13 protein-coding genes are annotated in these 13,750 nt (G+C 55.2%); 4 read left to right on the forward strand and 9 right to left on the reverse strand.

Annotated elements, in window-relative coordinates; all coding sequences use genetic code 11:
• Positions 1-166: 166 nt before the first annotated feature.
• Complete coding sequence (locus ACR0AZ_RS17025) at positions 167-1,027, reverse strand: LysR substrate-binding domain-containing protein (RefSeq protein WP_480667932.1); 861 nt, start codon at positions 1,025-1,027, stop codon at positions 167-169.
• Between the two features lie 131 nt (positions 1,028-1,158).
• On the opposite strand from ACR0AZ_RS17025, the gene ACR0AZ_RS17030 reads away from it, so the two are divergent.
• The 3 genes from ACR0AZ_RS17030 to ACR0AZ_RS17040 are packed head-to-tail and all read left to right on the forward strand — an operon-like array spanning position 1,159 to position 4,213.
• Positions 1,159-2,178, forward strand: a complete 1,020-nt coding sequence (locus ACR0AZ_RS17030) for an agmatine deiminase family protein (RefSeq protein WP_480667933.1) — start codon at positions 1,159-1,161, stop codon at positions 2,176-2,178.
• Entirely contained in the window at positions 2,178-3,098 is a 921-nt protein-coding gene (locus ACR0AZ_RS17035) for a helix-turn-helix transcriptional regulator (protein ID WP_480667934.1), read from the forward strand. The genes ACR0AZ_RS17030 and ACR0AZ_RS17035 overlap by 1 nt, the downstream gene beginning before the upstream one ends.
• Positions 3,099-3,115: 17 nt before the next feature.
• On the forward strand, positions 3,116-4,213 hold the full coding sequence (locus ACR0AZ_RS17040) for an agmatine deiminase family protein (RefSeq protein WP_480667935.1): 1,098 nt from the start codon (positions 3,116-3,118) through the stop codon (positions 4,211-4,213).
• 65 nt (positions 4,214-4,278) lie between these two features.
• Here the strand turns inward: ACR0AZ_RS17040 and aguB are convergent, their stop codons facing one another.
• The 8 genes from aguB to ACR0AZ_RS17080 all read right to left on the reverse strand — a co-directional run bounded on the left by aguB (position 4,279) and on the right by ACR0AZ_RS17080 (position 13,103).
• Complete coding sequence (gene aguB, locus ACR0AZ_RS17045; RefSeq protein ID WP_480667936.1) at positions 4,279-5,160, reverse strand: N-carbamoylputrescine amidase; 882 nt, start codon at positions 5,158-5,160, stop codon at positions 4,279-4,281.
• Between the two features lie 84 nt (positions 5,161-5,244).
• A complete protein-coding gene (locus ACR0AZ_RS17050) occupies positions 5,245-6,282 on the reverse strand; it encodes an extracellular solute-binding protein (protein ID WP_480667937.1) in 1,038 nt (345 codons plus the stop codon).
• Between the two features lie 20 nt (positions 6,283-6,302).
• Positions 6,303-7,106, reverse strand: a complete 804-nt coding sequence (locus ACR0AZ_RS17055) for an ABC transporter permease (protein ID WP_480667938.1) — start codon at positions 7,104-7,106, stop codon at positions 6,303-6,305.
• Positions 7,106-7,960 (reverse strand): ABC transporter permease, encoded by an 855-nt coding sequence (locus ACR0AZ_RS17060; protein WP_480667939.1) that lies wholly within the window; start codon positions 7,958-7,960, stop codon positions 7,106-7,108. The genes ACR0AZ_RS17055 and ACR0AZ_RS17060 overlap by 1 nt, the downstream gene beginning before the upstream one ends.
• Positions 7,961-7,995: 35 nt before the next feature.
• Positions 7,996-9,051, reverse strand: coding sequence for an ABC transporter ATP-binding protein (locus tag ACR0AZ_RS17065; RefSeq protein WP_480667946.1), 1,056 nt, complete (start codon positions 9,049-9,051; stop codon positions 7,996-7,998).
• Positions 9,052-9,785: 734 nt separating this feature from the next.
• Positions 9,786-10,808 (reverse strand): hypothetical protein, encoded by a 1,023-nt coding sequence (locus ACR0AZ_RS17070; RefSeq protein ID WP_480489140.1) that lies wholly within the window; start codon positions 10,806-10,808, stop codon positions 9,786-9,788.
• A gap of 181 nt (positions 10,809-10,989) precedes the next feature.
• Entirely contained in the window at positions 10,990-12,255 is a 1,266-nt protein-coding gene (locus tag ACR0AZ_RS17075; RefSeq protein WP_480667940.1) for an adenylate/guanylate cyclase domain-containing protein, read from the reverse strand.
• Between the two features lie 482 nt (positions 12,256-12,737).
• Positions 12,738-13,103 (reverse strand): hypothetical protein, encoded by a 366-nt coding sequence (locus ACR0AZ_RS17080; protein ID WP_480485032.1) that lies wholly within the window; start codon positions 13,101-13,103, stop codon positions 12,738-12,740.
• Positions 13,104-13,371: 268 nt separating this feature from the next.
• On the opposite strand from ACR0AZ_RS17080, the gene ACR0AZ_RS17085 reads away from it, so the two are divergent.
• On the forward strand, positions 13,372-13,689 hold the full coding sequence (locus tag ACR0AZ_RS17085) for a bactofilin family protein (RefSeq protein WP_480473284.1): 318 nt from the start codon (positions 13,372-13,374) through the stop codon (positions 13,687-13,689).
• The last annotated feature ends 61 nt before the right edge of the window (positions 13,690-13,750 follow it).

The raw sequence follows: 13,750 nt of genomic DNA on the forward strand, positions 1-13,750 counted from the left end.
GGCTTCACCGCAGCGAGTATCTGTATGGGCGAAGGTCGGCTAAGGGCCGTCCTCGGTGGCAGTATGACATGGGGCAAGGGACTTGCCGCACCTGCTCCGATGTCGGCATCGAGCCCAACGTGACCCATGCTGCGCGGCGCACCAAGGTCGGCTTACGACTTCTCCGCTACTGTAGTGATGAAAATTCGCTCAGCCATTGCCAGGTCGCTTGAACTGCTGGGCGGGAAAATGTGCGTTTCCAAGCTGACATGTGAAATTCGTGTGAGCATTCCAGGGGGGTAGATGCGACGCGAACAAGAGCGCCCCGCTCAAGTAAGGGTTCCGCCAAGATCTCCGACCCCAGACAGACACCGTGGTTCAGTGTTGCCGCCTGCAGCATCATACCCGGGTCAGAGAAGTTCAGCCCGCTGGAAGTTTCCTGCCGCGTCGACTGCACTTTGGTAAACCATTTGTGCCAGTCGTCCATGCCTTCGTCATGCAAGAGCGGGGCCAAATCCAGTCGGTTATGGTCCGTCCGTTCGGGTAAATCCATAGAGGTCTCAGGAGACGCCATCGGCCAGAGGCGATCGCGCAACAATGGCACAGTAACCGTGCCTTCGTCGTGCCATGGTGTCGTTGATATCACGATGTCGATCTCGGCCTCTTCGGGCACCCAGGTTTCATCGGTCGTATGAAGCCACGGTTCGACCTCTGGCAGATCTTCGCGCAGTTTTGCCAAGCGCGGCAGGAACCAGCCCTGGGCCAAAGCCGGTGACATCATCAAGATGACCGAACCCGGTTTGGTGTAGGCATTCAGGCGGCGCACGCCATGCCGAACGGTTTCAAGTGCCTCCTGCGCGGTGCTCAGCAGATCGTGGCCGGCGTCATTCAGTTCGATCCGGCGGCCTATGCGCCGAAAAAGCGGCTGACCCAGATGGTCCTCCAGCGTTCGGATCTGATGGCTGATCGCGGATTGCGTAATGTTCAGTTCCCCGGCCGCACGGGAAAAGCTGCTGTGGCGAGCGGCAGCCTCAAATCCCACGAGCATTGGGAGAGGTGGGAGAGATCGATACGGGTTATTCATGAGCAATATTTGCCAATTCTATGACAAATTGGAATTTTGCATAATTATTGTCTCATGAAAAGATGGCGTAGAACCCTTTTGTAGAAGATGACGCCATGTTGCACAGGCCCCCAACACCCCGCGATCTTGGCTATCGAATGCCCGGTGAATTCACCCGGCATGCGCGGACGTGGATGATGTGGCCGTGCCGGCAGGTTGTCTGGCCGGACATCGCGGCCACGCGCAAAAGTTTCAAAGCGGTGGCCCATGCGATCCGGCGTTTTGAGCCGGTGACCATGGTCGTGCACCCCGATGACAGGGCCGAGGCCACCGATATGCTGGGGTCGGACATTGACTTGCTCGAGGTGCTAATTGACGATTCCTGGGCGCGGGACGCCGGCCCGAATTTCCTTTTGGACGCGGATGGTGCCAAGGCCGCGGCACTGTTTGGATTCAACGCCTGGGGCGAAAAATACACACCGTTCGATCAGGATGCCGCGGTCGGACGCGCCATGGCCAAGGATGCTGGCGTGCAGACTTTCACCAGCCACCTGATTGCCGAAGGCGGCGGTCTGAGCGTGGATGGTGATGGTACCATTTTGACGACGAAATCATGCTTTCCAAATTCAAATCGCAATCCCAGCTGGAGCCTGAACGAGATCGAAGCCGAATTGATGGCCATGCTGGGCGGCGACAAGGTCATCTGGTTGCCCGGAAATGTCGAGGAGACGGAAACCGACGGTCATGTCGACGGAATCGCGGTATTTGCAGCACCGGGCGTTGTGCTTATCGAAGGGGCGGATGACCCGTCTGATCCGTGGCGGAAGATCAAACAGGCAAATATTGATGCGCTTGAAGGAGTAGCAGATGCCAAGGGACGTCCGATCCGCCTGGTGAAAATACCGGAAGCCGATGAAAGCTGCGTGATTGGGGACCGCTTCTGTCGATCCTACGTTAACGCCTATCTGTGCAATGATGGCGTGGTCATGCCGCGATATGGCACGAGCACTGACGGTGAGGCACGGGAAACTTTTCAGGATCTGTTTCCCAACTCGGAGGTGACGATGGTCGATATCGCGGACATTGCTGTCGGCGGCGGCGGCATTCATTGCATCACCCAGCAGGAGCCGGCCTGATGCAGCAGCAGGCTACCTCGGCGCGCTCTGAACCGGCGTTGCGCCTTGTGACGGGGATGGATCATCCGCATGACAATCGGGCGACGTTCCCAGGCACCATTGATCTTTTGGCGCAGGCGGTTCTTGCCGTCGGAACGCCAAGGTTTCCGGAGGTGCTTGCAGAGATTTGCAAAGAGGCATCAGGGTTTGAATCGGTCTTTGCCTGTGCGTTTTTCCCCGACCACGCCCCCATCGTGGTTTTCGATGACCTCGCAAGCACCGACGGTGCCGCGGTGCTGACGCCCTATCTGAATTGGGCATATCTGCTGGATCCGCTGCATGAGCTATATCGCGAAGGCGACAGCGATCTTGTTGAAATGCTGTCGGATTTCGCTCCGGATGATTTTCGCCAAAGCGACTATTTCAATCGCTTTTATGCCGCCACGGGGTTGGCTGACGAATGTGCCGTGATCCTGCGGTGTGGGGGTGACGCGGCCATTGTCCTGTCGCTTGGCATTCGGCACGGTCGTGCCGGGCGCGCAAATGCGCGGGTGCATCTGCTTGACATACTGCCCCTGCTGGGTGCACTGGCGCGGCGTCATTGGCCGGGGCTGTCGCCTGCGTCAACATCCGGCATCGGCCGTATCGGCGGTCATGTCGAGCAGGCCTTTGCCCTTTTTGGCACATCCATTCTGAGCGAACGTGAGGCCGAGGTGGCGCATCTGATTGCCAAAGGACATTCGAACAAATCCATTGCACGGCGATTGGGAAACAGTCCGGAAACGGTCAAAGTACACCGCAAGCGTATTTATACCAAGCTGGGGGTGAATTCGCAGGGTGGTTTCTTTTCCGTGTTCATGGCGGCCTTATCTGCCACGCCACCCGGCGCGGAAACCGATCCGCTGGACTTTCTGCCACCTGATTTCTGTCCCGCCTATTGACACCAAAGGAAAGAACAATGATGACACGCCGCGACATCATAAAGTCTGCAGCTGCCCTAACGGCTGCTGGAACGTTGCCCGCAAACGCCGCTCTGACCGGTGCGCGGAGCTATGGGTTCCGCTATCCGGAAGAAGCACAACCACATGAGCGTACCTTCATGCAGTGGCCGGCTAGCCGGTATGTCTATTCCGATGGGGCGTTTCTGAAGGAATTGCAGGCAACGATTGCGGAAATTGCCAACACCATTGCCGGGTTTGAACCGGTCGTTATGCTGATGGCCGCCAAGCACATCAAATCTGCCCGTGGTCTGCTGAGCGAGCAGGTTGAGATTTGGGACATCCCGACCGAAGACCTTTGGGCGCGCGACAGCGGGCCGTCTTTTGTCGTCAATAGCCAGGGCGATCTGGCCATGACCCATTTCAATTTCAATGGCTGGGGCGGCAAGCAGCTGCACCGCAAAGACGGTATGGTCGCCATCCGCGTGGCCGAGCGATTAGGCCTAGAGATGCTCGATGTAGGTCTGGTTGGTGAGGCCGGCGGGGCAGAATTTGACGGCGAAGGTACCCTGATCGCGCATGCCAGTTCGTGGATCAATCCCAATCGCAACAAGGGCGCGAAACAGGAGGTCGAAGAACTCCTGCTGGAGACCTACGGCGCCGACAAGGTAATCTGGGCACCGGGTATCAAGGGGGCGGATATCACCGATTACCACATCGATGCGCTCGCGCGGTTCACCGAGCCCGGAACCGTGCTGATCCAAATCGGTGACGAGGTTGATCCCGACGACCCGTGGAGCCGCGCGGCCTTTGAAACCCATGACATCCTGCGCAACGCTGAGGATGCGAGGGGGCGAAAGCTAGAGCTGGTGAAACTGCCCGAGCCCTGGGATATTCGTGTGCAAAGCTATGATTTTGTTGCGTCTTACGTGAATTACTATGTCTGTAACGGCGCGGTCATCGCATCCGAATTCGGCGATAAACCCGCAGATGAAGAGGCATATGCGATCCTGTCGGATCTCTATCCGGGCCGTGAAATCGTGATGCTCAACACCGACCCGGTTGGCGAAGTCGGTGGCGGCATCCATTGTGCAACCCACGAGCAGCCGAAAGTCTGACACGCAAAAGAAGAAGGTCGCCGGAATTCCATCCGGCGCCCTTTTCCTTTGTCCGGTGACCCCCTTCAGCCGACAGCAAGATTCACGCCATCGATCGTACCAAGCGCGGTGTACATGTCGGGGCGGCGATCCCGAAACACACCCCATGAAAGGCGATAGTCGCGCACCGCTTCAAGATCGAATGTGGCGGTCATGTAAGTCTCATCCGTGCGGTTTGCCTCGGCCACCTTGGCGCCGGTGTGATCCGCGATGAAGGTCGAGCCATAGAAGGTCATTTCGGTTTCACCATCCTTTTCCAATCCAACACGATTTGAAGCAACCAGCGGCATGATATTCGCTGCGGCGTGACCTTGCATCGTGCGTTGCCAATGAGCGGCGCTGTCCAGATCGGGATAGTGCGGCTCAGATCCTATGGCAGTCGGGAACATCAGAACCTCAGCCCCCATCAGCGCCAGAGATCGTGCTGTTTCCGGAAACCACTGATCCCAACACACCCCGCATCCCAGCTTGGCATAGCGCGTAGCGACCACCTGGAACCCGGTATCACCCGGCGTGAAATAGAATTTCTCTTCATAGCCCGCCGCCTGCGGGATGTGGGTCTTGCGGTAATTGGTCAGTATTTCGCCATCCGCGTCGATTACGGCCAGTGAATTGTAGTGCGCCAGGCCTGCACGCTCGAAATAGGAGATCGGCAAAACCACGTTCAGCCGCCTGGCCAAATCGCGAAAATGCTGCACCAACCGGCTTTCCTCCAGCGTGCTGGCCAAGGCCAGATGCCTGGCCGAGATCTCGAGACAAAAATATGGCGTCTGGAACAATTCCTGCAGCAGGATGATTTGCGCGCCATCCTCGGCAGCTGCGGTGACAATATCCTCGGCTTTCTGGATATTTTCGTCCTGGTCCCAGGAACAGGCCATCTGGGTGGCCGCGATGGTGACATTAGACATGACAATCTCCATTTGGCCTTGGTAAGCGGCCGGTCGTTCAATTTGAAAGCGGGTGCGCGGCACAAAAGGCGCCGCGCGATCGGGTCAGTTCATCAGCTTCGTCCAGACCCGGTCATAAAGCTCGGTCGACTCCGGGCTGCAGGTCGGGATGAACTCGGGTGCCGGGGCATCTGCAGGTGGGGTCATTTCCGGCGCGCCGGACAGATCAACGTCCACAAACGCCTCCGACCCCTTGATGCCATTGGAATAGCGCGCGTAATTGGTGATCATCGCTGCATTTTCCGGGGCCATCACGAAGTTGATGAAATTCTTGGCGTTTTCGAGGTTCTGGGCGCCTTTCGGAACGGCAAGATTGTCCATCCATCCCGTGAACCCTTCTTTCGGATAAACATAGCGCAGCGATGGTTTTTCATCGCGGGCCCGCATGGCATAGCCATTCCAGCTCATCGAAACGACAGCCTCGCCAGAGACAAGCGGTTCTTTGGTCTCGGAATCGAAGCTTTTGACCCATTCTTTCTGGCTTTCCAGCAGTGCCAGCACTTTCTTCATGTCCGCGGGGTTGTCATTACATCGCGGCAGATCAAGATAGCGCAACGCCATGTTGATGACGTCATTTATGTCGCGCAGCATGTTGATCTTGCCCTTCACCTCATCGGCAGGGTCAAACAACACCGCCAGCGTATCGACGTCCCCTTTCACGATATCCGTGTCAACAACAAACGCCGTGGAACCCCAGGCCCAGGGCGCAGAGAACTCACGCGCAGGATCCCAATAGACTTCACGCCACCGCTCATCGACATGTTCAAAGTTCGACATCGCGTGCACGTCGATCTGCTCGACAATGTTTTCGGCGATCAGGATCTGCATTGTGCCATCTCCCGGCACGATGATGTCATATCCGCCGGCCCCTGCGCGCAGCTTCGAGATCATGGTTTCCATGCTGTCATAGGTGTCGATATGCACATCGACGCCAAATTCCGCCTCGAACTTCTCGACCAGATCAGGCGGCGTGTATTCACCCCAGCTGTAGATGTAGAGATCGCCCTCGGCGGTGGCAGCAGAGGCCAGTGTCGATGTTCCCAGAGCCAGAACGGCCATGCGGGTCAGGTTTTTCAAAGTCATAGTTAGTCTCCCTCGATAGATTAGGTTTTGGTTTTGCGGCTGAGTACCGCGGACAGCAGGACAAGGATCGATGAGGCAGCGATCATCAGGCTGGATACGGCGTTGACCTCGGGCGTGATGCCGAGGCGCAGCATGGAATAAATGTGAACCGGCAAGGTGGTCGCCCCGGGCCCGGCAACCATGGCCGAGATGATGAAGTCATCCAGCGAGATGATGAAAGCAAGCAGCCAGCCCGAGATGATACCGGGCATGAGGATCGGCAATGTGATCCGGCGAAACGCCATCATGGGACGGGCAAAGAGATCGCGCGCCGCCTGTTCCAGCCCGGCATCCATTGACGCCAACCGCGCCCGGATCGGCAGATAGGCGAAGGGGATGCAAAAGACGATATGGGCCACGATCACCGTCATCAGCCCCAGCCGGAAACCGATTGTCGCGAAGAAGATCAGCGTGGCGATGGCCGTGACGATCTCGGGGACCATCAGGGGGAAGTTGATGATGCCATAGGCCACTTCCTTGCCACGAAACCGCAGGCGCACGGTGGCCACGGCCGCCGCGGTTGCCAGCACGGTCGCAACGCTCGATGCGATGACGGCCACGGTCAGTGAATTCAGAGCGGCATTCTGAATGCCTTCATTGGCAAAAACGGCTTTGTACCAACGCAGGGAAAACCCGTCGAGCTGGCTGATCGAGCGGCCCGAATTGAAGGAATAGAGGGTCAAAAATGCGATCGGAGCGTAGAGAAACACCACCGCAACAACCGCCATTGTGCCAAAGCCGGGCAGGTTGCGGATATCCTTGTCGCGTCGATCCAGAAGCGCCATTACACCACCTCCGCACCGGCTTTGGCCGCGCGACGGGCAGACCACATGAGCGCGATCAATGTCAGCGTCATCAGAACGGTTGAGAGTGCTGCCCCAAAGGGCCAGTTGCGCGATCCTTGAAATTGCTGGCCAATCAGGTTGCCAATCATGATGGTCTTGCCACCGCCCAGGATGTCCGGAGCCAGAAAGGCACCGATGCCGGGGATGAAGACCAGAAGGCTGCCCGCAACAACACCCGGGCGCAGGATGGGCAGAACCACGCCCACAAAGGCCTTCCATCGGTTGGCATGCAGGTCATAGGCAGCCTCGAGCAGGCTGAAGTCGAACCGTTCGATGGCGGCATAGAGGGGCAGGATCATGAAGGGCAGAAAGCTGTAGGCCAGCCCCACGCCAACGGCGAAGTTGTTGTATGACAGCGGCAACGGGCCAGCAGTCAGGCCAATAGCCTGCAAGCTGTCGTTGATCGGCCCTTCGTCGCGCAAAATCAGAAGCAAAGCGATGGTGCGCACCAGAAGGTTGACCCAGTAAGGCACCGTGACCAGCATCAACCAGAACGTTTTTTGCCGATCCGGGCGTGTGGCGATGAACCAGGCTGTCGGGATGCCGATGAGCAGACACAAAACTGTTGCCACACCCGCCTGCACCAGCGAGCGGACGAAAATGCGGATGTAGTCGGTAGAGAAACTGAGCGTGTCATCGAAAATATCGCGTTCGAACAACAGGCGGACATAGGCGTCGGTCGAGAATTCCCAGATTACACCGCCATATCGGGCGGGTTCCAGAAACGAATAGAGCGTGGTGATGCCGATCGGCACGATCATGAATACGGCAATGATCGCCAGTGTGGGTGACAAAAGCAGCGCCGCGAGTCTGTTTTGCCCCCGCGCCTTCATCGGGTCAAAACCCGCAGGGCACCAGGTTCGAAATCTGCATAGACCTGATCGCCGGGCTGGAAATCCAGTTGACCGCGCGCCCCGCCCCGCGGCATATGCGCGGTGACCAATTGGTCCTCGGCTTTCAGATGAAAGGCAACCGCGTTCCCCAGATAGGTGCGGTCGACCACCTGGAATGGGCCGATGCCTCCCGCGCCTGACGGGTTGAGCACCAGCTGTTCTGGCCGGATACATAGCGTCACCGCGTTTCCGCTTGCAAGCTGACCGGTCTCAGCATCGAGTTCCCCCAGATCTGAAACTCTGACGCGGCCTGTCGCGCTGACCCGAGCTTCCAGCAGGTTTGACCCCCCAATGAAATCTGCAACGAAACGATTGGCCGGAGTATCATAGATGTCCTCTGGCGTTCCCAATTGCTGAACGCGGCCATCGGCCAACACGGCAATACGGTCGCTCATGGCCAGGGCTTCTTCCTGATCATGGGTGACAAAGACAAAGGTGATACCTGTCTCGCGTTGTAGCGCCTTGAGCTCCAGCCGCATTTTCTGCCGCAGCTTCAGGTCCAGTGCAGACAGGGGTTCATCGAGCAACAGGATCTTGGGTTGCGGCGCCAGGGCGCGCGCCAGTGCCACACGCTGCCTTTGGCCACCAGACAGCTGGTCCGGCATTCTGTCCGCCATTGCATCCAGCCCGACTAGGCCGAGCATACGGTCGGTTACATCGGCAATTTCGGCCCGATCGCGCCCTAGCATTTCGAGGCTGAACCCGACATTGCGTCGTACATTGAGGTGAGGAAACAAGGCGTAATGCTGAAAGACAGTGTTGACCGGACGCGCTTCGGGCGGATGGCCAGCCATCTCCTGATCAAAGATCGAAATACTTCCTGTTGTGGATTGTTCGAAGCCACCGATCAGACGCAAGAGCGTCGTCTTGCCACAACCCGACGGACCGAGCAGCGTGAAAAACTCGTTCTCGTGAATCTCAAGCTCGATTCCATCCAAAGCGACATGAGGATCGCCCGCCGCATCAAAATACGTCTTGGAAACGTCCCACAATCGAGCCGCGGTCGAAGATTCGCTACCACAGCGCCCATTGCGATGATCCGTTTCTATCGACGATGTGGCGCCCACGTTTTCTCTCCACGCTTCGTTCTGGATGAGAAAGGGTGTCACTTAGATTCTGAGTTGCATATCACCTAGAGTGGGTATTGGCGGAGCCGGCTTTGCCGTGCGCAGCTGAGCAACGGAAATAACCTTGCTTGCCTGCATACCCTGTGAAATCGGCAGCAGAGGGCAAAACTGAGGACAAATTATTCTTTGATCTAATTCTAAAGCGGACTTTGAAGTATTCCGTATGAACGTCAACTTCGTCCGCATCCTGTGGTTCGCAGACGTCGAGATTTTGCATTTGCAGCGAATGGCAGGTTCCACGGGCCGCGCCGCAGCAGGTCGACCAGTTGGTGAATGTCCGGAATGGGCCGTTCGGCATGTCATGGTAACCGGGGCAGGGGCTTATGCTGCCACTGCTCCAAGGTCAGTACTGAGCCCATAGTGCCTGATACTGCATGGTGCACGAACGTCGGCTTTGTTTCCAGCCACGACTAATAAACCAATCAACATTGTACCGCGTTGTCCGAGATGTTGGCACCACAAGCTCACTGGTGGCGGTGTTTCCTGCACACTACGCTACACCATGAATTTAATGAACATAGCACGTGATGATAGGTTCCCCGCTTTGTCGCGGCCATATTCAAGAGTAAACAAGCGGTACTCACGATATTTGGTTGGCCCTAACTGCCCGGGCCAAGAGAACAGGTCAGGTTGCCACCATACCACCCGGCAAACACGCCGCGCGAACGTTGGCCTTTGAGTTTTCTTTTCAGAAGCAATCCTGCTTGGGTGTTGGGATAGTTGCGAAGATAAGCCTCCGCCCAAGCAAGGTTGTGGTACCTATCGCTTCGCGTGGTCCAGAAAAATGTATCTTGGGGACCGCTTAAGCCAACTGGGTTATTCGGCGCTGCGGATGCCTGAACAAGCCAAACCAATGCTCCATGGATATCTGTCTGACGGCTCTTATGTCGAAAGCCTTTTCCACCGCCACGCTGCGACGCATCCATCGCAATCACGAGGTACCCGTACGTGATGAACGTGTAGTGTAGTTGCCGTTTGGCCGGACGTTTGTTGCGAGCTTGGTCAAATGTACCGGCCAAAGGGGCGTTAGGGCGCATTTGCCGCGCCAGATATGCTAGATCTCTTTCACCTTTTTTGAACGCCTTTCGGTTACCTGTTTCTGCACCCCATGCCAAAAGTCCAGCCGCACGGGCGGCATGGCCTTCTTTACCGTACATCTGCTCGAAACCGCCAACTGAGCCTGCACTTGCTGCCAGTCTATCTCCCCAATCCCCAATTGCGACAACTCTTGGGTCATTTTTCCCCAGAATTGCGCTTAGTGAACTGTGCACCATCGACAAATTGAGCAGGATGTTCGCTTGCCACCAGGCTGCGTCTATCTTCACGCCATCGTACAAACCTTGTTTTTCGAATGATCTGGCCTGAGCGGCTGCCGCAAGCTGATCGGCGATCTGGCTGGCGTCCGCCTTGGAACCGGTGCGGAGTAGATGGGAATTTGCCGCGCCGAGTTCATTCATGAAAACAGCGGGAGGTCGGTCTTTTCCGGATGCTGTTTTGAAGGGTTGAGTGATTGGTGCGGTTGTGAATTTGGAAGGCTTACGTTCCGGGCACCAGGCATTTCGGTAGGAACTATTCGCGGAGAAGAATTCTAGTCTTTTTTGGGCGTTTGCGAAATCGGCCATTACGAGTTTTGCGTTCAAAAACCCAACACAAAATATTAAAATTAAAACGAAAAAGGACCGCATATCACCAATACTCCACTAGATATCTTTTCACTGATGCTAGTGAGGTGTTCTGGATTCAGTCAAGCACCACGCTTGAATTATGAACCTCCCGCAAAACTGTGACTGGTACATCTCGGAATTAGGGTTTGGGAACCTCAACTATGAACGAACGCTTCCATATTGTTGTGTCGTTCCAAAGAGGGCTGGTTTTGGGAACATTAGGGCCTTGAAAATTCCCAAAATCCTGATTGCCGCTGCTATTGTCAGGACTACCCCGCTTCCAATTGGAGAATTTCATTGGCTCATTATTTGCCCATCTCCAGCCACCACTAGGCTCCGTGCCTTCAGGGTCCTGCACCAAGCCAATTAATGGCCCCAGAGCGAGGTTTCCCTCAAACGCCCAGTGCCCATCATCTTTCAGCGTCAGTTGATACACAAAGTCATTTTCTTGTTCATCAGTGATGGCAACGAGGTGTCCACCCAAGGCTTCGGAAACCTTTTCAAGAATCTCAAATTCTGCGCCCCACGTTCTGATTACGTAATAAGTCGAATCCCCGTATTCGCCGGCGGTTACCAAATCAAAAAATTCGAGCAACTCTTCGGGAGATGGATCTAAGGTCAGAAAATCCTCGAGGTATTCAGGGTCAAAACTTTTGGTTTCGTCGGATTTGTTTGACAGAAGGGCAAATGCTGAGAAGCCAATAGATACTAAGACAACCGCGAACAAGAGTGGCAAGAAGTACTGCCCACGAACCCATGCCTGAATTTTTCGCGCGGCCTTCTCGTAGGTTGGAAGGGCAGCCTCACCCACCTTGTACACCTTTAACGGTTGATCAAGGTTTTTGACAAAATGCTCCCCGATCTTTGTGAACCGATAGTCTAAGCTTCCTTTGACTTGCTCAATTACGTTTTCGGCCAAGCAAATACCGCCAGGTTCCGAAATCGTCTCAAGCCTGGATGCAATATTCACTCCGTGACCCAACAAATCACCGTTGGGTTGCTGAACGACCTCACCAATATTGATACCGATCCGGTACCTCATGCGGTCGCTTGTTCTTAGCTGAGCGTTGTTGGCATTATGTTGTTCTTGAATAGAAATAGCGGCTTCCACCGCGCCGGTGGGATTGTCAAAACACGCCAGAACACTATCGCCAGCCGTGTTTGCGATCCTGCCTCCGTAAGACTCGATAATCGGATCCATAATCGAACGAAGCTCTGCGAGACGATGTAGAGTGGCCTCTTCATCCTCAGAAACGAGCTTCGTAAACCCGGCAACATCTGCTGCCAATATTGTCAAAAGTCGCTTTGAATTTTTGTACACATCAAACTCGCAAAAACTTATGCTTAAGGTTCGAAGCAGGAATTCAAAATATATGCTGGCAGATTTTGGATGTTGTATCAACAAGTGGTGGTGGCGCTGCGCGCTCGCTTATTTTCAAGCGAAAGGATTTCATTTGTCAGAGAATGTAGCCAAGCCTACTGAAAAACGTCTCTAAAACTCAGAGAATGCTATTTCTTGACTAATGTAACACCATCCAAAGTTATCGTTTGTTGATTGCCCGGAACAGTAGCAGACTTTGGCAGCCATACCGCAAACGTCAGCTTTGTCCCGCATGCCGGAAGTTGCAATGTCCAGTTTTGAAGGTCCGGTTTAAGCTGATAGCGGTCATTGATTGTTTAGGATCCAATGGCGGTTTTGTCCCGCTATCTGTGAATTCGCATGGCGAACGATCTTGCGAGCGCGGCGAAAGGCCGGTTTGGTGAAGCCGCATAGCGGCAGCGGTACTTACGATGAATGTCTCCTTCGGCCGTTCACCAAGATGCCCTCGATTTGGCTAATTGCTCGGTAATTTACGAATTCATGGCCGCTTATACACAGGCTGTTATCTAGCGGCTCCATGAGGCAAATTCAGAAATTGGTGGATATCGTGGCCGAAATGCTTGCTTACATGCTGCCCTCTCGCGCAAGTTGAGATCATGCCTATAAAAGAAAAATTTGCCATTGCCGACGTTCGCATTCCGGTCAAACGGAGAAAAACTCTGGATCCCGCCAAAGTCGAACGCATCGCGTACGATATAATGGAAAACGGCCAAACCACGCCCATACGCCTGCGCGCCGACAAAGGCGGCGGTTACATTCTTGTCGAAGGATATCACCGGCTTGAGGCTTTGCGCGCTATTGGTGAAGATGAAGTCGAAGGATTTCTGGTTCACGCTCAGCTCCACTGAAAGTATCCAAATTGCAGGTTTCATTCTGAAAACCTAACCAATTGATACGCTGAGCGCGAAAGCCCGTTCTGAGGAAGCCGCACGCAGCGTAAGACCAATTGATGAATGGCAGAATTGGCCGATCGGTAAAGATCGCATGTGTCGCGACGTCCGTTCCGAAACCTTCGACTTTTAGATGGGACTCGCCAATCAAATGAACACTTGAGCACCACGACGATAGTTAGGATTGGAAGGTGTTCAAGGAGCGACTTTCCTTCTAAGGTCGCCAACATCTCATCCAGAGGGTTTCAATGTGGCGAACTCAATAGTCGAAGAAGATCTGACAATTGAAGGCAATCTCAACGCAAGTGAGGGAGGCGTCGAAATCAAAGGCCAGGTGGTCGGGGACATCAGCGCTGATACAATCACTGTTCAGGTTGGTGGGTCGGTTGACGGTGCATTGTCGGCCAAGAAGATCGTTATTGAAGGCAAGCATCAAGGTCGTCTGAAATGCGACGATCTGAAGATTGCATCGAGCGCACAGATTCAGGCTGATGTATCGGCCAAGACGATGGCAACCGAAAGCGGCGCCAGGGTTGTGGGCAAGGTCAATATCACGGGCGGGCAGTAGGGCATGCCTGAGGGCAAGATTGTATGACCGCTGGGCAACCTGATTTGATTGGCTAGCTGGT

The sequence above is a fragment of the Ruegeria sp. BE3 genome (assembly GCF_056538865.1).

Bases quoted from the DNA above. Each gene is read 5' to 3' on its own strand.
- ACR0AZ_RS17040 (WP_480667935.1), top strand. From the start codon at position 3,116: ATGATGACACGCCGCGACATCATAAAGTCTGCAGCTGCCCTAACGGCT.
- ACR0AZ_RS17055 (WP_480667938.1), bottom strand. From the start codon at position 7,106: ATGGCGCTTCTGGATCGACGCGACAAGGATATCCGCAACCTGCCCGGC.
- ACR0AZ_RS17025 (WP_480667932.1), bottom strand. From the start codon at position 1,027: ATGCTCGTGGGATTTGAGGCTGCCGCTCGCCACAGCAGCTTTTCCCGT.
- ACR0AZ_RS17050 (WP_480667937.1), bottom strand. From the start codon at position 6,282: ATGACTTTGAAAAACCTGACCCGCATGGCCGTTCTGGCTCTGGGAACA.
- ACR0AZ_RS17030 (WP_480667933.1), top strand. From the start codon at position 1,159: ATGTTGCACAGGCCCCCAACACCCCGCGATCTTGGCTATCGAATGCCC.
- aguB (WP_480667936.1), bottom strand. From the start codon at position 5,160: ATGTCTAATGTCACCATCGCGGCCACCCAGATGGCCTGTTCCTGGGAC.
- ACR0AZ_RS17080 (WP_480485032.1), bottom strand. From the start codon at position 13,103: ATGAAACCTGCAATTTGGATACTTTCAGTGGAGCTGAGCGTGAACCAG.
- ACR0AZ_RS17035 (WP_480667934.1), top strand. From the start codon at position 2,178: ATGCAGCAGCAGGCTACCTCGGCGCGCTCTGAACCGGCGTTGCGCCTT.
- ACR0AZ_RS17070 (WP_480489140.1), bottom strand. From the start codon at position 10,808: ATGGCCGATTTCGCAAACGCCCAAAAAAGACTAGAATTCTTCTCCGCG.